Consider the following 24,619-nt stretch of genomic DNA (forward strand, 5'->3'; position numbering starts at 1 on the left):
GGGCCGAGAGTTCCTCAGCCTTGGGCCGAGAGGACGTCGATGACGAATACGAGGGTGGCATTGCCGGGAATGTTCGGCGGGCTGCCCTGTTCTCCGTATCCCTTGTCGGGCGGGATGACGAGGACGATCTGGCTGCCGACCTTTGCGCCGACGAGGCCTTCGTTCCATCCATCGATAACCTGGGCCTGGCCCACTGGGTCGACGGCGAAGGGTCCGCGTCCATCCTGCCAGCTTGAGTCGAAGTACTTCGAATTGTCGTCCCAGAGCCAGCCGGAGTAGTGCACGGCCACGCTCTGGCCTTCCTTGACCTTCGGCCCGTCACCTTCGATCGTCGTATACGATTCGAGTTCTTTCGGAGCCTTGCCCTTCGGCTTCGAGATCGAGGGTTCACCGTTGTCAGCCCATTTCACCGTCACGGGGTTCTTCGACTGATCGACCTTCTTGCCTTCGGCACGGGTCAGGGGCTTCGTCGTCTTCTCGATGTCGATGACGTAGACGAGGGTCTGCGCCGGCTGGCCCTCCTGCGCACTGCCGTTGAGCGACATGAGCACGCGCGATCCGACCTTCGTGTCCAGGAGTGCGCTGTAGAGCTGCTCCGAAATCTGGCTCTTGTCCATCGGGAACCCGGCCGGTGACTTCGAATCGTAGCTCGACTCGATCTGCTTGCCGGTCGTGCCCGAGACCAGGGTCATCTGTGCGGTGACCTGCTCACCGTCTGCGACCTTGTCGCCCTTGCCCTCGCTGATGATGGTGTCTCCGGTCTTGTCGACGACCAGGGGTGCGTCGAAGCTGACCTTCGGCTTCTCACCTACCTTGCCGTCGACCGTGATGTCGTCGAGGCTGGTCGACTTCGCGTCCTCGGCCGAGACCGAGGGCGGGGCGCTTGTCGTGTCCTCCGCCTCCTCGCCCTGTCCGCAGGCGGACAGCAGAAGTGTGGCGGCCGCGATGACGGCGAGCACTTTGGTGCGCACGTGGTTCCTTTCGTTCAAGACCAGATCACTGTGATCTTACAAGCGAAAATCTTACAGGCCCGCGATGAGAGCTTCAGCCTGCGGGTGCGTGGGTTCGAAGGGGTTCTTCAGCGCCACGGCACGGCCGGATTCGTCGTTGAGTCGCAGATGCACCCAGTCGACGGTGTAGTCGCGGCGTGCGGCATGGGCGGCACGGACGAATTCTCCGCGGATGGCTGCCCGGGTGGACGCCGGTGGGACGTCCTTCGCCTTGTCCCGTGCCTCGGCGGCGACCAGGTTCTTCGCCAAACCTGAGCGTTCCAGCTTGGGAAACAGGCCGGTATCGGGGGTGATGTCGTGATAGGCGATGTCGAGGCGAGAGATCCGCGGGTCCGTGAGGTCGTCGATGCCGCGGGCCATCGCCCGGTCGATGAGCGTCTTCTTCATCACCCAATCGATCTCATGGTCGACGGCGGAGAAGTCCTGGGCTGCAATCGCCTCGAGCATCCGGGTCCACAGGTCGATGACGTATTCGGCCATCCCATCGTCGCCGAGGCTGTGGTCTCCCTTCTGCACGAGCACCTGAGCGCGGTCGCGGTAGTCGGTGAGCAGGTTCAGCGGGGTGATCGTCGTCCCGTCCGTGCGCTCGAGCCGCACCGACCCGGTGAGGTCCCTGGCGACGAGGCGGATGTCGCGCACGGGGTGGCGCAGACCGTGTTCGGGGATGCGTGCGCCCTGTTCGATGAGGTCGAGCATGAGGACGGCCGAGCCGATCTTGAGCGCCGAGGTGGCTGTCGACATCGAGGAATCACCGACGATGACATGGAGACGACGGTACTTCTCCGCATCTGCGTGCGGTTCGTCTCGAGCGTTGATGATTGGGCGTGAACGGGTCGTAGCCGAGGACAGTCCTTCCCACATCACATCAGAACGTGCCGAGAGTCCGAACCTCATGTCTGCTCGATTCGCCTCGACGTCGGGCTGGAAGGACGACTGTGCGGGGATGATTGCACCGGCACCCACCAGCAGCTGTCTGGAGACGAGGAAGGGAAGCAGCACCGTGGTCAGACGATTGAAATCGAGGTTGCGGCGGATGAGGAAGTTCTCATGGGAGCCGTAGGAGTTCCCCGCCGCATCCGTGTTGTTCTTGACCATGTGGATGCGGCCACCGAGTCCATCGGCCTCGATGCTCGACTGTGCCTGATTCAGCAGGTCGATCATCAGGGACTCCCCCGCCCGGTCCTGTGTGAGCAGATCGCTGAGATTATCGCATTCGGCGGTCGCATATTCGGGGTGGGAGCCGACGTCGAGGTAGAGCCGGGAACCGTTGGGCAGGAACACGTTCGAGGAACGTCCCCATTCGACGATGGGTCGAAACAGATAGCGTGCGATCTCCTCCGGACCGATGCGTCGGTCACCCTCGCCTGCCGAATGGGCAAGCCCGTATTCGGTTTCGAGTCCGTAGATTCTGGCCATCAGTCCTCCCGCAGCTGCGCCATCATGGCGTCACTGAGTCGTTTGAATGTACGGTGTCCGCTCGCATTCCTATCGAGCACGGCTGCCTCGAGGTCCTGGGCCGGCAATGTGCCGGATGCTGCGGTGGCAAGAGCGCGCACACCATGGTCGAAGACCTCTCGCAGCGGCAGCTCCGAGGTGGACAGGTCCTTCAGCGTTGCTGTGATGTCATCGGCCTGTCCCCCGATCGCCACATGTTCGGTCTCATCTATCACGGAGCCGTCGTAGCTGAGCCGGTAGAGCTGATCGGTCTCGGCGGTGAGTCCGAGCTCAGCGACGACGAGTTCGACTTCGAAGGGCTTCGACTCGGTCGTGAAGACCCCGGCCAGCGTCTGCGCGTATGCGTTCGTCAACCCCCGCGCGGTGACATCGCTGCGGTGGTAGGAATATCCGCGCAGATCCGCGTACCTCACACCGGCTTGGCGCATCGTCTCGAACTCGTTGTACTTGCCGACTGCGGCGAAGCCGATGCGGTCGTAGATCTCGGCGATCTTGTGCAGCGTCGGAGAAGGATTCTCTGCCAGAAGGAGGATGCCTTCGTCGTAGCGCAGCACCACGACCGACCGGCCCCGGGCAATGCCCTTGCGAGCGAAGTCGGCCCGGTCCTTCATCAGCTGTTCGGGTGAGACGTAGAACGGTGCCTGGCTCATGGGCGTGCCTCATTCATGACTGTGCCTTCCTGGTCCGCCGATCGATGACCTCAGTGGCAATCGACAACACGTCGGCCGAAGGGATCTCGACGACCCCGCGCTCAAGGTCAACGGTGAGGATCGTCGGAGCGATCTGCCTGACGAAGTCCGGGCCACCGGTGGCCGAGTCATCATCGGAGGCATCGAAGAGGGCTTCAACGGCCACCGAGATCGCAGCATCGGTGTCAAGGCCCGGCTGCCACAGCTTCTTCAGCGCCCCACGCGCGTAGCCGGATCCGGAGCCGATCGAATGGAATCGATGCTCTTCGTATTTGCCGCCGGTGACGTCGAAGCTGAAGATCTGCCCGGCAGGAGTCGCTTCGTCGACGCCGGCGAAGAGCGGAACAACGGACAGCCCCTGCAGGGCCAAGTTCAGGTTTCCGCGCAGCATCGATGCCAGACGGTTGGCCTTGCCGCCCAGCGACAGGCGGGCACCTTCGATCTTCTCGTAGTGTTCGAGTTCGAGCTGGTAGAGACGAATGAGATCGAGCGCGAGTCCCGCGGTTCCGGCGATGCCGATGACCGAGAAATCGTCGGCTGGTCGCACCTTCTCCATGGAGTGGGAGGCGATCATGTTCCCGATCGTCGCGCGCCGGTCTCCTGCCATGAGGATGCCTGTGGCGGTGCGGAAGCAGATGATCGTCGTGCCTTCCGGGGCCAGATGCCCTAGGTCATGCCCGACCATGGTCGGCAGCGCTTCGGGTGCCACAGCCCGGGCGAGTTCGACGAACGAATTGCTCGTCGAACTCAGAAATGCAGGAGAGAATCCTGACATCTCATTGGCCGCCCTTCTGGACGAAGTTGCGCACGAACTCCTCTGCGTTCGATTCGAGGACTCCGTCGATCTCGTCGAGGATCGAATCCACGTTCTGTGTGTTGATCTGGCCCTGCACAGCCTCCGGCGGTTCGACGGGTGGTTCTCCCCCGCCGGCCGAATGGTCTCTGTGAACCTGTTCCTGCGAACTCATTTCGCACCTCTTTCATCGTTCGTCGTTTTCAGTCTATCCACTCCCAGTGCCTGCAGCAGTGCCTGTGAGTCGTGCACTTCAGCCAGCCTGTCCTCGAGAAGCTCACGGTTGCCCTTGAGCGGTTCGCTCATCGGCAGACGCACGATTCCGTACTCTCCGGCGTCGAGGACGAGCGAGTCCCAGCTCGCTGCCACCAGAGAGTCCGAGAATCGGGTCACGGCCAGGGATCTCAGGTAGGCCCGGGTACCGTCGGGCGCGGAGACTACGGCCTTCTCGACTTCCCCATCGCTCGTCAGCCGGCGGATCCGGCCGGCTTTCTCAAGCTTGTAGAACAGACCCTTCTCGGGCCGAACGTCGTGGTACTGGACGTCGATGAGCGCAAGCTTCGGATGGTCCCAGTCAAGGTTCTCCTTCTTCCGGTAGCCTTCGAGCAGCACCCATTTTGCAATCCAGTCGATGGAGTCGGACAGGCTGCGTGGGTCGGTGGCCAAGCCGTCGAGGAATCTCTTCCATTCGCTGAGGACCTCGGTGGTGTCCGCGTCATCGCCGGCGTGTTCGAGGCAGGCCGAGTAGTAGGCGTTCTGGACCTCGAGAGCCGTCATCGAAGTGCCGTCGGACATGGGCAGCATCGTGCTCAGGCTCAGGTCATGGCTGACGTCCCACAGCGCCTGCATCGGGTCGGCGAGTTCGAGCTTGGGGACGAGTCCTGCCTCGATGAGGCCGAGCACAAGAGAGGTCGACCCGAATCTGACCAGCGTGGCCGGCTCGGCCATTGTGGCATCGCCGATGATGACGTGCAGCCGACGATATTTGGCCGGATCGGCGTGGGGTTCGTCGCGGGTGTTGACGATCGGCCTGCGCAGGGTGGTCTCGAGGCCCACCTGGGCTTCGAAGAAATCTGCGCGCGAGGAGATCTGGAAGCCTGCGGTCTCACCTTCGCGTCCGATGCCCACGCGTCCGGACCCGCAGAGAATCTGCCTGCTGACGAAGAACGGGATCAGTCCGGCAACGAGGTCATCGAAATCCACTGCCCGATCAACGAGGTAGTTCTCGTGGGTGCCGTAGGAGGACCCCTTCGAATCGGTGTTGTTCTTGTAGAGGTTGACAGGTTCATCCGTGGCCTCGAGGCTGCGCACCGAGGCCAGTGCCACCAGGTCTCCCGCACGATCGAAGGTGACGAGATCACGCGGAGTCAGCACCTCCGGTGAGGAGTATTCGGGGTGAGCATGGTCCACGTAGTAGCGGGCGCCGTTCTCGGTCACGACATTGGCCATGTACTGTGCTTCCACGGATTCCTGGGGCATGTGGGTGAGCTGGGAGATGTCGGCGTCGGCGACGTTCATGAAGAAGCCGCGTGCGTCCGCGAGCGGCGATTCGGTGGCGAAGTCCCAGAAGTTCTGTGAGGACCTCAGTCCGCGCGGTCCCGCATAGGCGTCGACGACGCGCGCAGAGTCACGCATCGGATTCGCTCCCGGATTGCCCGGTTGGCTCAGCCCGAACTCGGTTTCGGAACCCATCACACGGTGGACACTGAGCATCTGAACTCCCTCTAACGTTTAGACTTGGGGACGTGGCTGCGAAGAAATCTCATCTCCCGATCGCGTTGATCGTCGACCTCATCCTGGTTGTCCTATTCACCATCATCGGTCATTACACACATTCTCATAACTTCGATCCCCAGGGGCTTCTGACCACAGCGTGGCCGTTCCTGGCCGGACTCGGCATCGCCTGGCTGCTGTCGGCTGTCTGGGATCGTCCGATCGCGCCGCTGGCGACGGGAACTGCCGTATGGGCGATCACTGTGCTGGCCGGCATGGTCCTCCGCGCGCTCACGGGCGCGGGAACAGAAGGACCATTCATCGTCGTCGCTGCCAGCCTCAACCTCATCACCCTGGTCGGATGGCGGCTCATCGCCACGGCCGTGACCGGCGGCGGCACCAGCCCTCGCCGACGCCGCCGCTGATCCGCAGCCGACACTGATCCATACCGAACAGGGCCGTACCGAAGAGGCAGGGCCATACCGGACAGGGCCGGAGAGCCGGCTCAGACCAGGTCTGAGTTCGGATACACCTCGGCGATATCCTTCTCGAGCGGAACCGCAGGAGCTCCACGCGTCGTGTCCAGGTGCATCATCCGCAGATGTGTCACCCGCTCGCCCTTGCGACCGGAGATCCGCGCCCATTCGTCGGGGTTCGTCGTATTGGGCAGATCCTCGTGCTCGCTGAATTCCTCGGCGATGGCCTCTTCGAAGTGCTTCGGCTGAAGACCGCGTTCACCGGTTTCCAGCAGCGATTTGATCGCACTCTTCTTGGCCCGGTCCACGATGTTGTGGATCATCGCTCCGGAGGCGAAGTCCGCGAAGTGGAGAACTTCCTTCGCACCGTCGGCATAGGTGACCTCGACGAATTCGTTCTCCGGTGACAGTGCATACATACGATCGACACAGAACGAGATCAGGGCCGACACCCCCTCGGCGGGGGTCTCATGACCGGTCTGCACGCTCGCATGCAGGGGCAGTTCTGCGGTGAGGTACTTCTCGAAGATGTCGCGAGCCGCATCAGCATCGGGACGTTCGATGCGGATCTTCACATCGAGGCGACCCGGACGCAGGATTGCGGGATCGATGAGGTCTTCGCGGTTCGATGCGCCGATCACGATGACGTTGTCGAGCTGTTCGACACCGTCGATCTCGGTCAGCAGCTGCGGCACGATGGTCGTCTCCACGTCCGAGGACTTGCCGGTACCACGGGTGCGGAACAGGGACTCCATTTCGTCGAAGAAGACGACGACGGGGAATCCTGCCGAAGCCTTCTCCCTGGCCCGGGCGAAGATGAGACGAAGCTGACGTTCGGTCTCGCCGACGTACTTGTCGAGCAGCTCCGGGCCCTTGATGTTGAGGAAGTAGGTCTTGCGGGACTGACCGGCACCGGTCCGGTCGGCCAGAGAATTGGCCACGGCCTTCGCGATCAGGGTCTTGCCACAGCCGGGAGGGCCGTAGAGCAGGATGCCCTTCGGCGGTTTGAGACCATGCTCGGTGTAGAGCTGCGGGTGCTCGAAGGGCAGTTCCACTGCGTCCTTGATCTGACCGATCTGATCGGCCAGCCCACCGATGTCGGAGTAGGTGATGTCCGGGACCTCTTCGAGCAGAAGCGAAGAGACCTCCGGCTTCTCAACGACCTGCAGGGCATAGTGTGTGCGGGTATCGACGACCACGGCATCACCGACGCGCAGGCCGGAATCGACGAGGTCCTCGCCGAGGATGAAGACCTGTTCGTCGTCGCCGGGAGCGCCGACGAGAATCCGGGTGTCGTCGACGAATTCGCGCACATTGACGACGGAGCCGACCGGGGCGAAGGACCCGGTCCCGATGATGACAAGACCTTCCGAGAGCAGCACATCTGCACCGGCACGCAGGTGTGCCGGCTCCACCTCGGGTCCGACGGCGACGCGCATTCTGCGGCCGCCGACGATGACGTCGGCGCTCAGCCCCGATTCGCCGAGAGCGATGAGTGTGCCCCAGTTGTTGGGTGGCTCCGTCAGTCGACGGGCCTCCTCCTTGATCCGGTTCAGCTCATCTCGTGCTGTGCGCAGGGTCTTCGACAGGGCTTCATTGCGTTTCCCGGCGCTGAAGAGCTGCTGGCGCAATGACGCAGTGTCCTCGCGCAGTCGCTTGACTTCGGTCGTGGTTTCGGTCATTGGTCCTCCTTCGACCCGGGGGTGTTCGAGGCTTGACTGGCTGGCTCTTCGTCATTTGCCTCGGCGGATCCTGTTCGGCGGGAATCGGCCTCGGTGGGCTCGGTCCGGTCCAAACGCTTTCCCGCCTCACGCATCACGCGCCGCAGCTTCTTGCCGTTGGCGACTCTCGTGCCGAGAGCTTCGGCGGTGACTTCGGGCTGCGTCCATGCGTCGACGTCTTCTGTCGATGCCGGTGCCCCCTGGGGGCGCTTCTTCTTCTCCAGCGGAAGAACCCCAGGAGCCATGCGGCGCGCCATGACCAGGAAGCCGGTGTGAGCGATCATCCTGTGATCCGGTCGCACTGCGAGTCCTTCGACGTGCCAACCTCTGACCATCGCCTCCATCGACTCCGGTTCGCTGAAGCAGCCCGTCTTGCGCACCGCCTCGACGAAACGTGAGAGCTGCGGGACGGTTGCGACGTAGGCGATGACGATACCGCCCGGCGCCAGGGCCCCGCTTACGGCTCCCAAAGTATTCCAGGGAGTGAGCATGTCGAGGACGACCCGGTCGACGGTGCCGTCGTCATAGGCCTGCGGGAGTTCCTCTGAGAGGTCACCGACGGTGACGGACCAGTTCTCGGGTCGACCATCGAAGAAGTCTGCGATGTTCCCGGCTGCGATGGTGGCGAATTCCTCGCGGAGTTCGAAGGAGTGGAGCCTGCCTGTGGGGCCGACTGCCCGCAGCAGAGCCATGGACAATGCTCCGGAGCCGACGCCGGCTTCTACGACCACTGCACCGGGGAAGATATCGCCGAGGGTGACGATGAGCCCCGAGTCCTTGGGATAGACGACCGCTGCCCCGCGGGGCATAGACAGGACGAAGTCCTCGTAGCGCGGACGGAAGACCTGGAAGTCGATGCCCCCGGTGTTCGGCACGATGATTCCCTCGGTGCGACCGATGATGGCATCGTGTTCGATGAGTCCCTTGTGCGTGTGGAACAGCTCTCCGGGAGCCAGCACGATCGTGTGCATTCTGCCCTTGGGGTCGGTGAGCTGAATCTTCTCGCCGATCTTCAGGGCCCGGTCGGGTTCGGTATGGCTTGCCTCAGTCATGATGCGTCCACTCTACGCTGATGAGAAGTGTCTCAGCACACCCGGTTCAGGCTGCGAGAAGCTCGTCGAAGAATTCCTGCAGATCGATCACGCCGACGAGGGTGTTCTCGTCCATGACCAGGCTGAACTGCGCCTTGGGACGATGGGTCAGAGACTCAAGCAGGTGCGGTGCCGTGATGTCCTTAGGGACTCCGATCCACCCAGCCAGGGGCCTGGCTACTTCGCCCGCCGGCACCTGGTCCAGCGACTCGGCCAGACGGCCGGCTGCCGCATGCCTGTCGACGAGCCCGTAGGGCAGGCCCTTCTGGTCGAGGACGACAATGAGGGTGCGTTCCTTGGCATTGCCCAGCGTGTTCGCATAGTCGAGTGTGTCGGCCAGATCCGCGTCCCAGGTTGCTGCGATGGCAGGCTGGATGACCTGCGAGAGATCGTAGGTCTCCATCTTCCGGGCTCGCTTCGCATGAGTCGCGGCGTCCCCTGCGGAGAACCACAGCATGATGGCGATCAGCGACATCCACGCCACGGTCAGCGGGTCAGGGCGCTCACCTGCCAGCAGCGGTGTGATGACAGACCAGCCGATGAAGCCGATGGCGATGACTCGACCGACCCAGCTGGCAACGATCGTTCCCAGGTACTGCGAACCTGTCAGGCGCCACATCAGGGCCTGCAGCGCCCACCCGCCGTCCAGCGGAATTCCGGGCAGAAGGTTGATGGCGCCGAGTGCGACGTTCGCGAATGTGACTGCGATGAGCAGGAGCCACGGAACCGAGGTCGGGGAGACCGCGCTCAGACACCACCAGCCCAAGAGGGCCAAGACGATGTTGACGATCGGACCGACGATGGAGATGACGAAGCTGGTCAGCGCGGCCTTGTCACGCGGATTATCCGCCTGAGGTTCGAACCTGGTGAACCCGCCCCAGATATTGAGCTCGATCGCGGCGACCTTGAGTCCATAGAACTGTCCGGCGACACCGTGCGCCAGTTCGTGGAGGAAGACCGAGCCGAACAGCAGAACCGCATACGCGAACGCGACGAACCAGGCCCAGACACCGAGGTCGGGCCGGACGGTATTCACCCACGGGGCGAACAGAATCGTGATCACGATGGCGGCGAGGAACCAGGACCAGGCAAGGATCACCGGGGCGCCGAGAACAGTGCCCAGGCGCAAGCCCGAAGAGGCACCGGTCTGGTGTTTTTTCGCGGCCATCGATGGAGTTCCTCTAGCTTGGGGTCGGGTCCACTCAGCCTATCAGCGACAGGCTCGCCACCGCCGTCTTACGCGTCGTGTCAGACCAAGTCGTTACAGTGGTGACATGGCCGAGCTGATCAGTCTTTCGCCCTCACGGGCCAACGACTTCGTACAATGTCCCTTGAAATTTCGATTCCGCAGCATCGACAAGCTTCCGGAGCCGCCTTCGCAGGCCGCTTTCAGAGGGACCGTGGTCCATTCCGTCCTGGAGAAGCTCTTCGAACGTCCCGCGGCACAGCGGACGCAGGATGTCGCCGAGTCTCTGCTTGGTCCCAGCTGGGACGAGCTCGTCGAGAAGGACCCGGCTGTGCTCGAGATCTTCGGCAATGAAAGCGAGAAGGAGACATTCTTCACAACCGCGGGCAAGCTGCTGCAGGCCTACTTCACGCTCGAGTTCCCGGAGCACCTCGAGCCCGATGAGACGGAGAAGTACGTGCGCACGCGACTCGACAACGGCCTCGAGCTGCGGGGCTTCATCGACCGCGTCGATGTCGCACCGGGAGGTGAGAAGCGCCTGGTCGACTACAAGACCGGAAAGCAGCCCAAACCCCAGTACGGCAGGGAGGCTCATTTCCAGATGGGCTTCTACGCCCTCGTCGAGTATCGCCTCACGGGTGAGCTCGTGCACACGCTCCAGCTCATGTACCTGGGGTCGCAGAGCATCCTCAAGTCTCACCCCACGATGAGTGACATCGAACGCACGCAGTTCGAGATCGAATCGATCTGGAAGGACATCATCGCCTCCGCCGAGGCGGACCGCTGGCGTCCGAAGAAATCACCGCTGTGCAACTGGTGCACGTTCAAACCGCTGTGCCCAGCGTGGGGAAACACTCCCCCGCCGACCCCGGAGATCACACGGATTGTCGGGACGTGAGTTCTCTCAGATCAGCAATTCCGCGCCCTTCGAGGCTCGACCACAGGATCCGACCGGGGCGTTCCTCGAGCGCAACCAGATGGGGGATGCCGATGGCGATGGTGCCTGCCGCCTCTGCGCTGGCGAGGCCGGGTTTCGAATCCTCGAGCGCCACACAGGCTCCCGGGTCGAGCTCAAGCAGGGCCGCTCCCTTGAGATAGGGCTCTGGATCGGGTTTGCCGGCGGTGACCTCGTCGCCGGAGATGAGGCCGACGAAACTGCCCTCCGGACATGCTGAGATGACCGCCTCGGCGAGTCGCCGGTAGGACATCGTGACCATCACGCAGGGAATGCCGTCGGTGACGATCGCAGCGAGGAACTCGAGAGCTCCGGGACGAAACGGCACTGCTTCCTCGATCTTCGCGACGACCTCGTCGAGGAGAGTGTCGACGATGACCGCGGCTGGAAGGTCGAGTCCGGCGTCCTGCATCATCGCGGCGGAGGTGAGAAGATCGTTGCCCACGAACTCCAGACCCTGTTCTTCGCTCCAGCTGATGCCGTGCGCGTTCATCAGTTCGGTCTCGGCTCTGATCCAATACGGTTCCGTATCGACCAGAGTTCCGTCCATGTCCCAGAGGACTGCGGCAGGATTAGTCATGATTCCAGCGTAATGTTGAAGCATGACTTTTCTTCCATCAGGGTCCGGGGCACTCGTGTTCATCGCCTTCGAAGGACAGGACGCGGATGCCTCCGAGGCCGCCAGTTCACTGGTCAAGGATCTCATCGAGTCATGGCGCCTGGACGAGAGTGAGATCTTGGACACCGACGGCTTCTACGAGTTCAGATTCTCAGAACCTGAGATCGTTCGGGACGAAACGGGTCGAGCCACGATCGCGTGGCCGGGAATCGAAGTCCACCGGGGGCAGCATCTGGGCACGCCGGTCACCGTCATCCAGGGACATGAGCCGGGACTGAAGTGGCGCGAGTTCCTCTCGCTCATCCTGTCCCAGGTCACCGCCGAGGATTGTGTGGTCCTGCTCGGAGGTCTGCACGCGGAGGTCCCCCATACGCGTCCCCTGCCTGTCGTCGCGAACACAGAGGATGCAGTACTCGCCGCAGATCTCAACATCGACGTCAACGGCTATGAGGGACCGATCGGCATCCTCGGCCTGCTCGGCGTCGAATGCGACAGGCGCGGACGCCACGCGATCAACCTGTGGGTCGGTGTGCCCGACTATCTCACCGACTCCCCCTCGCCCAAGGCGGAATTGGCCCTGGCCTCAGCGGTGGAGAAGTACACGGGACTCGAGATCGACATTCCCATCCTCGAGGAGGAGAGCCGCGCATGGGAGCTCGGTGCCGACGAATTGGTCGCGCACAACCCGCACCTCGTCGAGCTGCTCAAGGGACTTGAACAGCTCAACGATTCCACGGAGCTGCCCGAAGCCAGCGGCGATGCGATCGCCGCTGAGTTCGAACGCTACCTGCGCAAACGCGGTCGCGAGAAGTAACGGTCGCGAGAAGTAGAGGGCTGCGCCTCAGCTGTGCAGGTCGAGGCCGAGCAGGGCATCGACAGCGTCCGCGACCCGGTCACCGCACACCGGTGCGGTCTCGGCAGCGGGTGAGTCCGCATAGTGCTCGGCCCATTCGTCGAGGATTCCCAACGCACGAGGGCTGTCGAGGTCATCGGCCAGAGACTCACGCAGCAGACCGATGATGTGTCCGCGCAGTCCCTCCCGGCATTCGGCTTCGCACATTGCCGCATGCTTCCACGCCTTGAGCCGCGTTGAGGCGGATTCGAGCAGATCGTCGGTGAAGATCCAGTCGCTGCGGTAGTGGTAGGACAGCAGCACTGTGCGAATGACCATCGGGTCGACGCCCTGTTCGCGCAGCTTCGAGACGAGGACCAGGTTGCCCTTGGACTTGCTCATCTTCTCGCCCTGGTAGCCGACCATGCCTGTGTGCATATAGGTCCGGGCCAGCGGTGTCTGCTTCCACGCCGCTGCGTGAGCCGCGCTCATCTCGTGGTGAGGGAACACCAGGTCGCTGCCGCCGCCCTGAACGTCGACGGGCAGTCCCGCGTAGTTGTTGGCGATGACGGTGCATTCGATGTGCCAGCCCGGGCGTCCCGGCCCGAGTTTCCCGCCGTCCCACGACGGTTCGCCCTCGCGTGCGGCCTTCCACAGCAGAGGATCGATCTGATTGTCTTTGCCCGGTGTCTCCGGATCGCCGCCGCGCTCGGCCGAGAGCTTGGCCATCGTGGCCCTGTCATCGTGGCTGACGCTGCCGAAGGGCGGATTGATCGGAGTAGAGACGCGGTAGTACACGTCGCCGTTGTCGAGGGTGTAGGCAGCCCGCGATTCAACGAGGTCCTCGACGGCTGCGACGATCTGTTCGACCGACTCCACGACGCCGATGTAGTTCTGCGGCGGAAGCACGCGCAGCGCCGTCATGTCTTCGCGGAACAGTTCGATCTGGGACTCCGCGAGTTCACGCCAATCGACTCCGGTGGCGTTGGCCCTTTCGAGCAGGGGGTCATCGACATCGGTGGTGTTCTGCACATAGACGACGTCGAGCCCCGCATCCCGCCACACCCTGTTCAAGAGGTCGAAGGCGACATAGGTCGCCGCGTGACCAAGATGAGTGGCGTCGTACGGGGTGATTCCACATACATAGAGACCGGCCGCCTGGTCACGCCCTTTGAGTCTGCGTGGGCTCCGGGTGCCGGTGTCGAAGACTGTCGGCACCTTTCCGGAGCTGGTGAGGCGGGGTAGCTGAGGTTCGGACCATGACTTCACGGAGACCAGCCTAACCGAGTCATAGCAGAACGGCACCTCCGGTCTCGGGCGGTGCTGCCTCTAGATCGGCGGCCAGGGAATGACGGTCCGATCCTGCGGCGGATCGGGGAACGTTCCGGACTCTCCCAGACGCTCCGCCCGGGCGCGCAGGCTCTCGATCTCTGTCTCCTCCAAACACTCATCCAACACGGTCCGCAGCTCCGTGGGCATTCGGACCACTTCGTCGAGAGCGTCGATCTCTTCGACCCTGAACGACAGATGAGAGAAACCCCACAGCACGGTGCGCACCTTCTCCTCGGCATGGAACGTCAGACCGTTGTCGATGCCGTAGGTGCCGATGCTGGCCGCACCGCTGCCCGGCAGGTAGCTGCCGGTGATGATGTGGCCCGCCTTCCGGTCTGCGTTGTTCGCGAGGAGGTCGAAGAAGGCGATCGCGCGCAGCCCCTCCCGTGTGTCGTGGGACAGCACCAGATCGGTGCCGTCCTCGGTTCGCAGGGCGAACATCGGAGTGTGATCGGCAGGGATGGAGTCGACCCCGGTGAGGGCGACGGCGTCATCGTCCCCGGCGTCCTCGACATAGGCCTGGAGCGAGCCTGGCCCCGCCCCCAGGTCGCTCCTCAGGACGGTCGGCGGAACCACGTTCAAGTCGAGATGAGCGCTCAGCCGGTAGGAGGCCACCTCGCGCAGCGAGAGGGTGTGCGGTCGGAAGTCTGCCAGCGGGCGCTCTCCCGATGCCGGTTTGTAGACGGCTTTGAGGTGGGTGCCGGCGTGGTCGACGACCACGAGGCGGGTGTCGTTGCTGGCCCGCGGGATTGCTCCCATGACGGTGCAGGTGCCCTGTTCCAGGGCCTGTTGGGCGAAAGCTTCGTGCATGACTCTCTTAAACGCGGGCGATGCCGTTGGCACGGGGACACAGGTGCCCTTCGGGCTCCAACGGCAGCGAGCAGAAGGGGCAGTCGCCGCGTCCGGCGGAGACGACCTGATCGGCACGGCGGGCGAACTCGCGGGAGCCGGCGGCGTCGAGGACGATGCGCAGCACCTCTCGCTCGACTTCATCGTCATCCGGCTCTGCCGAAGTGCCCGTCTGAGCATCCTCCTCGGTGAGTTCGAAGCATTCGACCACAAGCTCATGGGCGACCGTGTCCCAGCCCAGGCTCATGGTGCCGACCCGGAATTCAGGTTCGATCGGGACGTTGAGTCCAGCGTTGTCGATGCGTTCGTCGATCGCAGACTGGGGCACTCGCGCCGCGGGATCCTTGACCATGACCATATCGAGAAGTTCGGTGACGCGATCGGCGAGGATTTCGACCTGCTCCTTCTCGACCACCACTGTGGTCAGCGAAGTTCCGGATTTCGCCTGTAAGAGGAACGTTCGCTCGCCGGGCAGACCGATCGTGCCGACGACGAATCGATCTGGGGTGGGGTGGTCGTACAAAGCTGCCATGCCTTCAGCCTAGTTCAAAGACTTACATGTCCGACTTCCCTGGGATACATTTGAGTCATGAGCACTGATCCTCGTGAGGCCCTGGACGCATTCCTCGAAGCAGTGGGTGAACACTTCGCTGCATCCGCACACCGCAATGGAGACCAAGACCCCCGTGTCGAAGCCGCCTACATGGCCTTGGCCGACGCCTTCGAAATCTATGAAGACGCGATCTACACCGCGTACGACGAGGTCACTCCGTTTGAGCTCTTCGACGATGTCGAAGACGCCAAGGAGGACGACGAGAACAACGAACTCGACGGTGACTTCGCCATCGACGAGGATGACGAAGACGACTGAGTCGGGTGCGAACCGGCCGCGACCTCAGGAGATCTGGTCGAGCACCTCGGCGATCTCGGGTTCGAGTTCGATGTCACTGCTGAGCAGCTGAGCCAACTGCTCAGGGGTGCGGGCCGAGACCAATGACGACGCGACTCCCTGGTATCTGTTGAACGCCAGCGCAATGTCCGTCGTCGTCACCCCCAATGCCGCAGCAGCCTTGCGGACTCCAGCCAGCACCCGTGTCGCCCGGTCATCGAGGTAGGCCCCGACATAGTCGGTGAGTTCACCCGCCGCGAAGCGTGAGTCCTGTGGGGTGCCCCGCCGATATTTGTCACTCAGCACTCCCCGGCCCAGGCCGGCACCGGCGATGAGTCCCACACCTGCGTAGTTCGCAGCCGGCAGCAGATCGTGCTCTGCCTCCCTGTTGAGCAGGGAGTATTCGGCGATCGCGCAGGCGATCGGCAGACCTGCTCCGCGCATCTCCGCCAGCTCCCAACCGGCGTGGTGGGACACGCCGACGTAGCGGATCTTGCCCAATGTCAGCAGGGTATCGATCGCCGAGGCGGTCTCTGCCTTCTCCACCTCAGCGTCGAAGACATCGAGGATGAGCACGTCGATGTGGGAACGTCCGGTGGCATTGAGCAGGGCATCGACCTGGTTGAGGATCCGAGCCCTGCCCAGACCCACCTCGATGTGGGATGACTCACTCATGGACACGCCCACTCGGGCAACCAACACGATCTGCTCAGGAAGGCTCAGCTGAGACATCACCTGAGCCGCGTGCACTCCCGAACTGGGAAGCTCAATGAGGTTCCCACCAGCGTCGACGTACTCATCGACGAGTCGCTGTGCGACTGGGGCGTCGACTCGGTGTCCCCACTCGAATGTGCCGAGACCCACATCGCTGACTTCAAGACCGGTTCTGCCGAGGCGTTGATGCTTCATGATTGTTGAGGTTACCTGATTCGGCGACTACCGTGGTTTCGTTCCCACCCCACTTTCTCAAGGAGACGCATGTACGACTGGCTGGTCGCAGCTGTGCTTGGAATCGTTCAGGCACTGACAGAATTTCTGCCGATCTCGTCCTCTGCGCATGTGCGCATCGTCGGTGAGTTCATGCTGCCGGGCCAGGACCCGGGCGCGTTCTTCACCGCGATCATCCAGATCGGCACCGAGGCGGCTGTCGTCGTGTACTTCTGGCGCGACATCGTCTCCATCATCTCAAAATGGTGCAAGGCGCTGGTCGGCAAGCACGACCGCAAGGACCCCGAAGTCAGGCTCGGCTGGCTGATCATCGTCGGTTCGATTCCGATCGTCATCCTCGGTCTGCTGTTCCAGGACGCCATTGAGGGCGCCCTGCGCAGTCTGTGGATCACCGCAACCATGCTCATCGTCTTCGGACTCATCATCGGCCTCGCCGACTGGGTGGGCAAGAGGGAACGCACCCTTGAGGACATGAGCTGGGGCCAGGGCATCGCCTACGGTTTCGCCCAGGCGCTGGCGCTCATCCCCGGCGTCTCACGCTCCGGCGGTACGATCATGGCCGGACGCTTCATGGGCTTCGACCGTCCTGCAGCTGCCCGCTACTCATTCCTGCTCGCCATTCCAGCGGTCTTGGGATCCGGTTTCTACAGCGTCTTCCAGACGCTCGGCAGCGCGGACATGGTCATCGGCTGGGGACCGACGATCCTGGCCACCATCATCGCCTTCGGACTCGGGCTCCTCGTCATCCACTGGTTCCTCGGCTACGTGAAGACCAAGTCCTTCGCGATCTTCGTCTGGTACCGCGTGGCACTGGGCATCGTGCTCTACATCCTGCTGGGCACAGGAGTCCTCGCCGCCACCTGATTCGCGCAGGCTGATCGGCGCCGGCTGGCTCGGTTGAGCGTCAGCGCAGTCCGCCGCCTCCGGGCACGCTCCCTTCGGAGAGCCCGGAGGCGGTGACCGACATCGCCGTCAGCACCGGCCGTGGCCCCGAGAAGTCGATGACGGTGAAGGAGCCCGGGGCAACGCTTATTCGCTGAAAATCATCGAGAGGCATCGCCAGCGCATCGGCAATGATCGCCTTGATGATGTCGCCGTGGGAGACGAGCAGCGCCCAACGTTCGGCCCTGCCCTCACGATTCTCTGTGCTGTGGCCGCGTTTCTCTTCGTCGCTGCGCTCTTCTGCGCGGAGCTCGTCAACGACGGTTCTCACCTGTGACACGGCACGATCGGCCGCCTCGGCGATGGATTCCCCACCGGGGAAACGCGCCTGCGAAGCACTCTCGAGGACGGTCTTCCACAGCTCTTCGCTGCCGAGTTCCTTCAGGCTCCGCCCGGTCCATTCGCCGTAATCGAGTTCGATGAGGTCATCGACGGCGGCGACAGAGTCAGCGGTGACCGCAGACGCCGCGATCTGAGCCGTCTGCTCACATCGCATGAGGGGCGAATGCAACAGGCGCGAAAAGTGGCGCTGCGGAAGCATCCGCAGGGTGTCGCGAAGGGCGCTGACACCCTGATCAGTCAGCGACACGCCGGGAGTGCGTCCGGCGAGGATCCCTGCCGTATTCGCACTGGAGACGCCGTGCCGGAGGAGAACGATGACGGGCATATGATCAACACTAGCCCAGATCGTTTACAGTGGGCCTATGAAGCGTCAGCGTCCCAGCATGGCCTATGAGTTTCGCAAGGTCTCGTTCTCCAGAGAAACCCCACGATCTGTCAGTCTCCAGGAACTCAATGATGAGGCGGAGTACGGCAAATGGGAGCTCGCCCGGACCCGGATCTCCGTGGGAGGCACCAAGACCGTCTGGCTGCGTCGTAAGATCATGCCTCTGACATTGAGCAGCTGACACCGACCCTGTGAAGTCACCCGCTGCGCTCCTCCCCGTCCTCTTCGCCGGCCTCGTCACCATCGTGGCCGGCGGTGCCATGTCCCTCCAAGGTCGTGCCAACGGCCTGCTCGGTCCGATCCTGGGTCACTCTGTCTTCGCCGCACTCGTCTCGTTCATCATCGGACTCATCCTCGTGGGCACGACTCTGCTGTGCTCCTCCCGGTCTCGGGCCGGCGCCGGAATCCTGCTCCGACTCCTCCGCACTCACGCGATGCCCTGGTGGATGCTGCTCGGTGGACTCAGCGGCGGCCTCGTCGTCATCGCTCAGGCATCCACGGTGCCGATCATGGGCGTCGCAATGTTCACCATGGCCTTTGTCTCCGGCCAGGTGACCGGTGGTCTCGCCGTCGATTCCACACGCCTGCCACCGGGCGGGAGGCAGCGCCTGACATTCCTCCGGGTCTTCGGGGTCCTCGTCGTCATCGCCGCCCTGGTCTACGGCGCCTCGGAGCGACTCAACCTGGGAGTCCCGTTCTGGGCCCTGCTGCTGCCCTTCGGCTCTGGCGCCCTGACCTCCGTCCAGCAGGCGTTCAACGGACGGATCAAAGCCGCCACCGGCTCGGTCATCGTCGCCACCACTGTGAACTTCGCCGTCGGCTTCCTCGCCCTGCTCGCGGCCGCTGGGGTCATTATGGCCACCGGGGTGACCTGGGCAGGATTTCCGACGGCGCCCACTCAGTGGTGGATGCTCCTCGGTGGGGCCTTCGGCGTCATCTTCATCGGGTTGACCGCGCTGACCGTGGCGAAGCTCGGCGTGCTGCTGCTCAGCCTGTTCTCGCTGTTCGGAAATCTCCTCGGCGCGCTCCTGCTCGATCTCCTGCTGCCTCTGCCCGGATCCCTGGTGAGCACCACGACGGTCATCAGTGCCGCCCTGGTGCTCCTCGGGATCGCGATGACGATTATGCCTTCATCAGGAAATCACCCAGAACCCTCGCCCCGAACTTGAGTGCCGAGATCGGCACTCGCTCGTCGACGCCGTGGAACATCGCCGGGAAGTCGAGATCACCGGTCAGCTGCAGCGGCGCAAACCCGTAGCCGGTGATGCCCAGCTCTGCCATGGACTTATTGTCCGTTCCGCCCGAGAGCGTATACGGCAGAACCTTCGCTGTGGGATCGTCATCGAGCAGGCTCGTGCGCATCTGCGCGACCAGCGGCGTGTCGAAGGGTGCCTCCAAAGCTTCTCCTTCGTCATTGGCCTCGATGTCGATGCCCTCCCCCGCGAGTTCCTTGATCTTGAGCATCACATCCTCGTGCTGACCCGGCAGGGTCCGACAGTCGACGTAGGCCGTAGCCGTGCCGGGGATGACGTTGTGCTTGTAGCCGGCGTTGAGGAACGACGGATTCGAGGTGTTCTGCAGCGTCGGGGCGACGAACTTCTCGACAGAGCCGAGCTCGGCCAGGAGCTCACCGATCGTATCGGCCCGGAATTCGATGCCGGTGATCTCCGCAACTCCTTCGAGCAGCTGCCGTGTTGCGACCGGGATCTCCTGCGGCCAAGGATATTCGCCGATGCGGGCGATGGCTGCGGCCAGACGGGTGACCGGATTGTCATCATTGCGCTGGGAGCCGTGACCCGCTGTGCCGTGGGCGATGAGGTTGAGCCAGGCGAGACCCTTCTCTGCGGTCTGGATGAGGTACACCCGTTGGCCGCGGACATCGACGGAATAGCCGCCGACCTCGGAGATGGCCTCTGTGGCCCCGGCGAAGAGCTCCGGGTGATTGCGGACCATATAGCGGGCACCATAGTTCCCACCGGCCTCCTCATCGGCGAAGAAGGCGATGATGAGGTCTCGGCGCGGACGCAGACCCTGGCGGAGCATATCGCGGACGGCGGCGATGATCATCGCGTCCATGTCCTTCATGTCGACGGCTCCGCGACCCCAGAGCAGCTCGTCCTTGATGACACCGGCGAAGGGGTCGACGCTCCAGTCCTCTGCCGCAGCCGGAACCACATCGGTGTGGCCGTGGACGACGAGCGCGTCCGCCTCGGGATCGGATCCCTTGATCCGGGCGACCAGGGAGGCCCTGCCCGGTTCGGACTCGATGATTGTCGACGTCAGTCCCACCTCGTCGAACCAGCCTGCGATGAGATCCGCTGCCGGCCGTTCGGGGTTGACCTTATTGCCTCCCCAGTTCTGTGTGTCGATGCGGATGAGCTGCTGGCACAGAGAGGTGACCTCGGCCTCGGCGGCACTGAAATCGTACACGGTGTCTCCTGTCGGATAGGTGCGAAGATGCTGACGTGATCCACGTTATAGCAACTGCGACAGCCCGACCCATGGTGTCCGCCGATCGTGATCTCCGGGGCAGCACGTCAACGGGGCAGCACGTCAACGGGTCAGCGGGTCAGCGGGTCAGCGAGTCAGCGGCAGGAGTGAATGAGAAATGGCCTCCGGATCAGATCCGGAGGCCATTTCCTCTGTTGTGCGCGAAGGGGGACTTGAACCCCCACGCCCGATAAGTTGGGCACTAGCACCTCAAGCTAGCGCGTCTACCAATTCCGCCACTCGCGCTGGCAACAGAGATTACTTTACACGCGACTTTCGGCCGTGCAAAATCAGATCGGCCGATTGTGACGCACGGCACTCAGCTGATTCTGCTGAGGCGCTCACCGGGGCCTGCACAGGCTCACTCACTGAGTGCTGAGACCTCTGAGAGGATGTGCGGTTTACCGGACTTGAGATCGAAGACGGCGAACTTCGCGGCCTCATGCCTCTGTCCCTCGGTAATGGCGAACCCAACGGTCGAGGGCAGCAGCACGGGCTTGGCGAATGACACATCCCAGCGGTATGACTCGAGCCTCGTATCGACCGCGGACAACGCGCGCGAGGCACCGTACATGCCGTGGGCGATGAGGCGCGGGAAGCCGAAGCCCTTCGCGGCCAATCCGTTGAGGTGGATCGGGTTGTAGTCACCCGAGGCGTGGGCATAGCGCTGGCCGATGATCGGATCGAGTCGCCACAGTGCGCTCGGGGTGGGAGCAGTGAACTCCTCCCGCGGCGGCTGTGGTTTCGCTTCTGCATTGGGCAGCTTCTTGCCCTTAGCCAGATAGGTCGTGGTCTCACGCATGCGCAGGGCGCCCTCAACCTTCGCCTCGACGATGACCTCGATCGTGGTTCCGGCCGAATGCTGGTAGGGACCGGCCAACTCCACATGGAAGTCGACGCTGTCACCGATATGCACGGCGCCGAGGCTGTCGATCCTGTTGTGGATGTGGACCATGCCCATCATCGGCAGCGGCACCTCGGGGTCGCCGAGCAGCTGCATGCTCAGCGGGAACGCGAGAACGTGAAGGTATCCCGGGTGGACGGTGTTGCCCAGTCCGGCACCGATGACGGTGGTGAAACCGGCGTAGGCATCGGCCTCGATCGGCATGCTGCGATCCAGGGAGCGGTTGGGCAGGTCCGGGCTCGTGCGTGTGCCCAACGGCAGAGCCTTGAGCACCGCCTTCGCGTACAGCGGAAGCATCGAATCCTTCGCCATCATGCACCCACCATGTTCTGGCCGCACACCCGCAGCGTCAGACCGTTGATCCCCCGGGCCCCCGCCGAGGCGAGGAATCCGATGGTCTCGGCCACGTCGACAGGCTGTCCACCCTGCTGAAGGCTGGAGAGCCTGCGTGCAACCTGCCTGGTCAAGGCTGGCATCTTGGCTGTCATATCGGTTTCGATGAAGCCGGGAGCCACAGCATTGATCGTTCCTCCGCGCTGCGCGAAGTCCGGCGCCGAGGCGGCGGTGAGTCCGATGACTCCGGCCTTCGAGGTTGCGTAGTTCGTCTGCCCGCGGTTGCCTGCGATGCCCGAGGTCGAGGCCAGTGACACGACCTGCGCGCCCTCGGCGAAGAGGCCCTTGGCCTGCAGATGGGCGTTGATCCGGGACTGGGAGGCGATGTTGACGGCGATGACGGAGTCCCAGCGGGAGGCATCCATATTCGCCAGCATCTTGTCCCGGGTGATTCCGGCATTGTGGACGAGGATATCGACGGGACCTCCGACCGCCTCGGCGATCGTCTCCGCAGCGGTCTCCGTGGTGATGTCGAGCTGGAGGGACCTGCCGCCGACCTCATTCATCACCTCTGCCAGAGCCTGCCCGGCCTGCGGCATGTCAACGCCGATGAGCTGCGCACCGTCACGGGCCAGGTTGCGCGCAATCGCTGCACCGATACCCCGAGCGGCACCGGTGACGACTGCGGTGCGTCCTGCCAGCGGGCCGGCCTCGCCGGTGGAGAGGAACTCCTTCATCCCCATCGGGGTGCCGGCCTGCGTCGAGACGGTGATGAACTGGCCCGAGACATAGGCCGATTTGCCCGAGAGGAGGAACCACAGTGCGGTGGACACGGATGGTGCCTGCACGTCGACGCCGTCGAGGAGGATCCCGTTGGCGGTGGCTCCGCGGCGCATCTCGTGAGCCATGGACCGTGTCAGGCCGGTGATCCCCTGAGTCGCGGCCGCGATTTCGGGGCTCTGCTGCTGCGGGTTCGGGGCAGCAGAGATCGTGATCACGCGTCCGCAGCGGGCCAGCGATCGCAGGGCTGAACCGATCTCGAGCACGGGCGCCGAGAGATCGACGGGCGCGGTGGCTTCGTCGAAGACGGCGATGATGGCTCGCAGGGACTCCCCCGAGTTGGCGTGGCGTCGAACCTCGAAGCCGTTGTCCAACAGCAGGTCGGCAAGCTTCTGCGCCTCTGGTCCGGAGCCGAGTACGAGCACCGGTTTCCGGCGGTAGTCCGCCGGAGTCGAGTCGAAGCGGTGCAGTTCGACCGGCTGCGGCAGGCCCAGAGTCTTCGCGACCTGCTTCAGTGGGCCGTTGACCAAGCCCAGGTAGGTGTCTTTCATGCTGCCTCCACAATCGCGGTGAGTCCCTGGCCGCCTGCTGCGCAGATCGAGACCAGCGACCTCTTCTTGCCGGTGAGCTTGAGGTACTTCGCGGTGGAGGCGATGATGCGCCCACCGGTCGCCGCGAACGGGTGTCCGGCGGCGAGGCTTGAGCCGAGCGGGTTGAGCTTGGCTCGGTCGATGGTGCCCAGTGCACCGTCGAGGCCGACCTTGTCACGGCAGAACTTCTCTGATTCCCATGCCGCGAGGTGGCTGAGCACGGTCGAGGCGAATGCTTCGTGGATCTCGAAGACGTCGAAGTCCTCGAACGTCAGCCCGTTGCGGGCCAGCAGGCGTGGAACCGCGTAGGCCGGGGCCATGAGCAGCCCCTCGGCTCCGTCGACGAAGTCGACGGCTGCGGCTTCGGCGTCGACGAGGCGGGCCAAAGGCGTGAAGCCGTGTTCGCGAGCCCAGTCCTCACTGCCGAGGAGGACTGAGGAAGCACCGTCGGTCAGGGGCGTCGAGTTGCCTGCAGTCATCGTCGCCGGCGAGCTCAGCTTCTTACCGAACACGGGCGAGAGTTTGGCCAGAGACTCGGCGGACGAGTCCGCGCGCATGTTGGTGTCGCGGCTGACGCCGAGGTAGGGCGTCGAGAGATCATCGAAGAAGCCCTCATCCCAAGCACGGGCGAGGTTGTGATGGGAGGCCAGAGCCAGTTCGTCCTGAGCCTCACGGGTGATCTGCCACTGGGCAGTGGTGATCGCCTGATGCTCGCCCATGCTCATGCCTGTGCGGGGCTCAGCCGTCGACGGCGCCTGGGGAGCCAGGTAGGCCGGTCGGATCTGAGCAGCGATCTTCGCCCGCTGGGCCAGGGTCTTCGCGCGCGTGAGCTCGAGCAGGATCTCACGCATCGAATCATTGACGACGATGGGTGCATCCGACGCGGAGTCGACGCCGGAGGCGATGCCCGACTCAAGCTGGCCGGCATTGATCTTGTTGTTGAGGCTGACCACGGTCTCAAGACCGGTGGCACAGGCCTGCCCGACGTCGAACGCGGGAGTTGTCGGCGACAGGGCGGAACCAAGGACTGCCTCACGGGTGAGGTTGAAGTCCTTCGAATGCTTCAGGACGGCACCACCGGCAACCTCGCCGATGCTCTCTCCGGCCAGGCCGAAGCGAGCCACGAGTCCGTCGAGGGCGCTCGTGAGCATATCGAGATTGCTCGCTTTGGAATACTGCTTGTTCGAACGAGCGAACGGAATGCGGTTACCGCCAAGGATGACGGCGCGCTGAGTGGGAGTGGACATTTGCACCTCCGGTATATGGATTTAACTGTTACCGACAGTACCTGATAC

26 protein-coding genes and 1 tRNA gene are annotated in these 24,619 nt (G+C 63.5%); 7 read left to right on the plus strand and 20 right to left on the minus strand.

Annotation, left to right across the window (positions count from 1 at the left end):
- Window positions 1-14: 14 nt before the first annotated feature.
- The 6 genes from JFC13_RS05905 to dop are packed head-to-tail and all read right to left on the minus strand — an operon-like array spanning window position 15 to window position 5,660.
- Window positions 15-971, minus strand: a complete 957-nt coding sequence (locus tag JFC13_RS05905; protein WP_332839347.1) for an FKBP-type peptidyl-prolyl cis-trans isomerase — start codon at window positions 969-971, stop codon at window positions 15-17.
- A gap of 51 nt (window positions 972-1,022) precedes the next feature.
- A complete protein-coding gene (pafA, locus tag JFC13_RS05910; protein ID WP_232488265.1) occupies window positions 1,023-2,426 on the minus strand; it encodes a Pup--protein ligase in 1,404 nt (467 codons plus the stop codon).
- Window positions 2,426-3,115 (minus strand): proteasome subunit alpha, encoded by a 690-nt coding sequence (gene prcA / locus JFC13_RS05915; protein ID WP_198396188.1) that lies wholly within the window; start codon window positions 3,113-3,115, stop codon window positions 2,426-2,428. Before prcA ends, pafA begins: the two co-directional genes overlap by 1 nt.
- Window positions 3,116-3,128: 13 nt before the next feature.
- Window positions 3,129-3,929, minus strand: a complete 801-nt coding sequence (prcB, locus tag JFC13_RS05920; protein ID WP_198396189.1) for a proteasome subunit beta — start codon at window positions 3,927-3,929, stop codon at window positions 3,129-3,131.
- A 1-nt stretch (window position 3,930) separates the two neighbouring features.
- Entirely contained in the window at window positions 3,931-4,122 is a 192-nt protein-coding gene (locus JFC13_RS05925; RefSeq protein WP_198396190.1) for a ubiquitin-like protein Pup, read from the minus strand.
- Window positions 4,119-5,660 (minus strand): depupylase/deamidase Dop, encoded by a 1,542-nt coding sequence (dop, locus tag JFC13_RS05930; protein WP_198396191.1) that lies wholly within the window; start codon window positions 5,658-5,660, stop codon window positions 4,119-4,121. The genes JFC13_RS05925 and dop overlap by 4 nt, the downstream gene beginning before the upstream one ends.
- Before the next feature lie 32 nt (window positions 5,661-5,692).
- Here dop and JFC13_RS05935 point away from each other — a divergent pair, with 32 nt between their 5' ends.
- A complete protein-coding gene (locus JFC13_RS05935) occupies window positions 5,693-6,085 on the plus strand; it encodes a DUF3054 domain-containing protein (protein ID WP_198396192.1) in 393 nt (130 codons plus the stop codon).
- Between the two features lie 80 nt (window positions 6,086-6,165).
- Here the strand turns inward: JFC13_RS05935 and arc are convergent, their stop codons facing one another.
- From arc to JFC13_RS05950, 3 genes are read right to left on the minus strand one after another with little or no spacing between them, the layout of a single operon-like run.
- Window positions 6,166-7,818, minus strand: coding sequence for a proteasome ATPase (gene arc / locus JFC13_RS05940; RefSeq protein ID WP_198396193.1), 1,653 nt, complete (start codon window positions 7,816-7,818; stop codon window positions 6,166-6,168).
- Window positions 7,815-8,909, minus strand: coding sequence for a tRNA (adenine-N1)-methyltransferase (locus JFC13_RS05945; protein ID WP_198396194.1), 1,095 nt, complete (start codon window positions 8,907-8,909; stop codon window positions 7,815-7,817). The genes arc and JFC13_RS05945 overlap by 4 nt, the downstream gene beginning before the upstream one ends.
- A gap of 46 nt (window positions 8,910-8,955) precedes the next feature.
- A complete protein-coding gene (locus JFC13_RS05950; protein WP_198396195.1) occupies window positions 8,956-10,116 on the minus strand; it encodes a site-2 protease family protein in 1,161 nt (386 codons plus the stop codon).
- Between the two features lie 163 nt (window positions 10,117-10,279).
- On the opposite strand from JFC13_RS05950, the gene JFC13_RS05955 reads away from it, so the two are divergent.
- Window positions 10,280-11,032 carry a RecB family exonuclease gene (locus tag JFC13_RS05955; RefSeq protein WP_408610726.1) on the plus strand — a complete coding sequence of 251 codons (753 nt, stop codon included), beginning with the start codon at window positions 10,280-10,282 and terminating at the stop codon, window positions 11,030-11,032.
- On the opposite strand, the gene JFC13_RS05960 is transcribed toward JFC13_RS05955, so the two are convergent.
- The gene (locus JFC13_RS05960) at window positions 11,010-11,669 is read right to left on the minus strand and encodes an HAD family hydrolase (RefSeq protein ID WP_232488266.1); all 660 of its coding nucleotides are present in this window, start codon (window positions 11,667-11,669) and stop codon (window positions 11,010-11,012) included. The genes JFC13_RS05955 and JFC13_RS05960 overlap by 23 nt on opposite strands.
- Before the next feature lie 22 nt (window positions 11,670-11,691).
- Here JFC13_RS05960 and JFC13_RS05965 point away from each other — a divergent pair, with 22 nt between their 5' ends.
- Window positions 11,692-12,522 carry a proteasome assembly chaperone family protein gene (locus JFC13_RS05965; RefSeq protein ID WP_198396198.1) on the plus strand — a complete coding sequence of 277 codons (831 nt, stop codon included), beginning with the start codon at window positions 11,692-11,694 and terminating at the stop codon, window positions 12,520-12,522.
- 27 nt (window positions 12,523-12,549) lie between these two features.
- Here JFC13_RS05965 and mshC read toward each other — a convergent pair whose 3' ends face one another.
- Genes mshC through JFC13_RS05980 form a run of 3 tightly spaced genes read right to left on the minus strand, consistent with a single transcriptional unit; the run spans window position 12,550 to window position 15,253 of the window.
- Window positions 12,550-13,809, minus strand: a complete 1,260-nt coding sequence (gene mshC / locus JFC13_RS05970) for a cysteine--1-D-myo-inosityl 2-amino-2-deoxy-alpha-D-glucopyranoside ligase (protein WP_198396199.1) — start codon at window positions 13,807-13,809, stop codon at window positions 12,550-12,552.
- 60 nt (window positions 13,810-13,869) lie between these two features.
- The gene (locus JFC13_RS05975; RefSeq protein WP_198396200.1) at window positions 13,870-14,682 is read right to left on the minus strand and encodes an SCO1664 family protein; all 813 of its coding nucleotides are present in this window, start codon (window positions 14,680-14,682) and stop codon (window positions 13,870-13,872) included.
- Between the two features lie 7 nt (window positions 14,683-14,689).
- The gene (locus JFC13_RS05980; protein ID WP_143921690.1) at window positions 14,690-15,253 is read right to left on the minus strand and encodes a DUF3090 domain-containing protein; all 564 of its coding nucleotides are present in this window, start codon (window positions 15,251-15,253) and stop codon (window positions 14,690-14,692) included.
- Window positions 15,254-15,310: 57 nt separating this feature from the next.
- Here JFC13_RS05980 and JFC13_RS05985 point away from each other — a divergent pair, with 57 nt between their 5' ends.
- Window positions 15,311-15,592 (plus strand): hypothetical protein, encoded by a 282-nt coding sequence (locus JFC13_RS05985; RefSeq protein ID WP_198396201.1) that lies wholly within the window; start codon window positions 15,311-15,313, stop codon window positions 15,590-15,592.
- Between the two features lie 24 nt (window positions 15,593-15,616).
- On the opposite strand, the gene JFC13_RS05990 is transcribed toward JFC13_RS05985, so the two are convergent.
- Window positions 15,617-16,519: an aldo/keto reductase gene (locus tag JFC13_RS05990; protein ID WP_198396202.1), complete on the minus strand. Its 903-nt coding sequence runs from the start codon at window positions 16,517-16,519 to the stop codon at window positions 15,617-15,619.
- A 69-nt stretch (window positions 16,520-16,588) separates the two neighbouring features.
- Here JFC13_RS05990 and JFC13_RS05995 point away from each other — a divergent pair, with 69 nt between their 5' ends.
- A complete protein-coding gene (locus JFC13_RS05995) occupies window positions 16,589-17,422 on the plus strand; it encodes an undecaprenyl-diphosphate phosphatase (protein WP_198396203.1) in 834 nt (277 codons plus the stop codon).
- Window positions 17,423-17,462: 40 nt separating this feature from the next.
- On the opposite strand, the gene JFC13_RS06000 is transcribed toward JFC13_RS05995, so the two are convergent.
- Window positions 17,463-18,167 carry a histidine phosphatase family protein gene (locus tag JFC13_RS06000; protein WP_198396204.1) on the minus strand — a complete coding sequence of 235 codons (705 nt, stop codon included), beginning with the start codon at window positions 18,165-18,167 and terminating at the stop codon, window positions 17,463-17,465.
- 37 nt (window positions 18,168-18,204) lie between these two features.
- Between JFC13_RS06000 and JFC13_RS06005 the strand changes: the two genes are divergently transcribed.
- Together JFC13_RS06005 and JFC13_RS19815 are read left to right on the plus strand one after the other, a co-directional pair.
- Window positions 18,205-18,408, plus strand: a complete 204-nt coding sequence (locus JFC13_RS06005) for a DUF5703 family protein (RefSeq protein WP_232488267.1) — start codon at window positions 18,205-18,207, stop codon at window positions 18,406-18,408.
- 10 nt (window positions 18,409-18,418) lie between these two features.
- Window positions 18,419-19,396 carry a DMT family transporter gene (locus JFC13_RS19815; protein ID WP_198396205.1) on the plus strand — a complete coding sequence of 326 codons (978 nt, stop codon included), beginning with the start codon at window positions 18,419-18,421 and terminating at the stop codon, window positions 19,394-19,396.
- Here JFC13_RS19815 and JFC13_RS06015 read toward each other — a convergent pair.
- The 5 genes from JFC13_RS06015 to JFC13_RS06035 all read right to left on the minus strand — a co-directional run bounded on the left by JFC13_RS06015 (window position 19,350) and on the right by JFC13_RS06035 (window position 24,571).
- A complete protein-coding gene (locus tag JFC13_RS06015) occupies window positions 19,350-20,657 on the minus strand; it encodes a M20/M25/M40 family metallo-hydrolase (protein ID WP_198396206.1) in 1,308 nt (435 codons plus the stop codon). The genes JFC13_RS19815 and JFC13_RS06015 overlap by 47 nt on opposite strands.
- A 218-nt stretch (window positions 20,658-20,875) precedes the next feature.
- Window positions 20,876-20,963: transfer RNA gene (locus tag JFC13_RS06020), tRNA-Leu, on the minus strand.
- A 115-nt stretch (window positions 20,964-21,078) separates the two neighbouring features.
- Complete coding sequence (locus JFC13_RS06025) at window positions 21,079-21,936, minus strand: MaoC family dehydratase (protein WP_232488268.1); 858 nt, start codon at window positions 21,934-21,936, stop codon at window positions 21,079-21,081.
- Entirely contained in the window at window positions 21,933-23,285 is a 1,353-nt protein-coding gene (locus tag JFC13_RS06030) for a 3-oxoacyl-ACP reductase (RefSeq protein WP_198396207.1), read from the minus strand. Before JFC13_RS06030 ends, JFC13_RS06025 begins: the two co-directional genes overlap by 4 nt.
- Window positions 23,282-24,571: an acetyl-CoA C-acetyltransferase gene (locus JFC13_RS06035; protein ID WP_198396208.1), complete on the minus strand. Its 1,290-nt coding sequence runs from the start codon at window positions 24,569-24,571 to the stop codon at window positions 23,282-23,284. The genes JFC13_RS06030 and JFC13_RS06035 overlap by 4 nt, the downstream gene beginning before the upstream one ends.
- Window positions 24,572-24,619: the final 48 nt, after the last annotated feature.

It is taken from the genome of Brevibacterium antiquum, assembly GCF_016107655.1.
Taxonomy (GTDB): Bacteria; Actinomycetota; Actinomycetes; order Actinomycetales; family Brevibacteriaceae; genus Brevibacterium; species Brevibacterium antiquum.

Excerpts from the sequence above, each read along its gene's own strand:
- JFC13_RS05990 (WP_198396202.1), bottom strand. The coding sequence starts at position 16,519 with ATGAAGCATCAACGCCTCGGCAGAACCGGTCTTGAAGTCAGCGATGTG.
- JFC13_RS05925 (WP_198396190.1), bottom strand. The coding sequence starts at position 4,122 with ATGAGTTCGCAGGAACAGGTTCACAGAGACCATTCGGCCGGCGGGGGA.
- JFC13_RS05950 (WP_198396195.1), bottom strand. The coding sequence starts at position 10,116 with ATGGCCGCGAAAAAACACCAGACCGGTGCCTCTTCGGGCTTGCGCCTG.
- JFC13_RS05980 (WP_143921690.1), bottom strand. The coding sequence starts at position 15,253 with ATGGCAGCTTTGTACGACCACCCCACCCCAGATCGATTCGTCGTCGGC.
- JFC13_RS05975 (WP_198396200.1), bottom strand. The coding sequence starts at position 14,682 with ATGCACGAAGCTTTCGCCCAACAGGCCCTGGAACAGGGCACCTGCACC.
- dop (WP_198396191.1), bottom strand. The coding sequence starts at position 5,660 with ATGCTCAGTGTCCACCGTGTGATGGGTTCCGAAACCGAGTTCGGGCTG.
- JFC13_RS05995 (WP_198396203.1), top strand. The coding sequence starts at position 16,589 with ATGTACGACTGGCTGGTCGCAGCTGTGCTTGGAATCGTTCAGGCACTG.
- JFC13_RS05960 (WP_232488266.1), bottom strand. The coding sequence starts at position 11,669 with ATGACTAATCCTGCCGCAGTCCTCTGGGACATGGACGGAACTCTGGTC.
- arc (WP_198396193.1), bottom strand. The coding sequence starts at position 7,818 with ATGACCGAAACCACGACCGAAGTCAAGCGACTGCGCGAGGACACTGCG.
- JFC13_RS06000 (WP_198396204.1), bottom strand. The coding sequence starts at position 18,167 with ATGCCCGTCATCGTTCTCCTCCGGCACGGCGTCTCCAGTGCGAATACG.
- JFC13_RS06025 (WP_232488268.1), bottom strand. The coding sequence starts at position 21,936 with ATGATGGCGAAGGATTCGATGCTTCCGCTGTACGCGAAGGCGGTGCTC.
- JFC13_RS05985 (WP_198396201.1), top strand. The coding sequence starts at position 15,311 with ATGAGCACTGATCCTCGTGAGGCCCTGGACGCATTCCTCGAAGCAGTG.
- pafA (WP_232488265.1), bottom strand. The coding sequence starts at position 2,426 with ATGGCCAGAATCTACGGACTCGAAACCGAATACGGGCTTGCCCATTCG.
- prcB (WP_198396189.1), bottom strand. The coding sequence starts at position 3,929 with ATGTCAGGATTCTCTCCTGCATTTCTGAGTTCGACGAGCAATTCGTTC.
- JFC13_RS05965 (WP_198396198.1), top strand. The coding sequence starts at position 11,692 with ATGACTTTTCTTCCATCAGGGTCCGGGGCACTCGTGTTCATCGCCTTC.
- JFC13_RS06030 (WP_198396207.1), bottom strand. The coding sequence starts at position 23,285 with ATGAAAGACACCTACCTGGGCTTGGTCAACGGCCCACTGAAGCAGGTC.
- JFC13_RS06005 (WP_232488267.1), top strand. The coding sequence starts at position 18,205 with ATGAAGCGTCAGCGTCCCAGCATGGCCTATGAGTTTCGCAAGGTCTCG.
- JFC13_RS05945 (WP_198396194.1), bottom strand. The coding sequence starts at position 8,909 with ATGACTGAGGCAAGCCATACCGAACCCGACCGGGCCCTGAAGATCGGC.
- prcA (WP_198396188.1), bottom strand. The coding sequence starts at position 3,115 with ATGAGCCAGGCACCGTTCTACGTCTCACCCGAACAGCTGATGAAGGAC.
- JFC13_RS06035 (WP_198396208.1), bottom strand. The coding sequence starts at position 24,571 with ATGTCCACTCCCACTCAGCGCGCCGTCATCCTTGGCGGTAACCGCATT.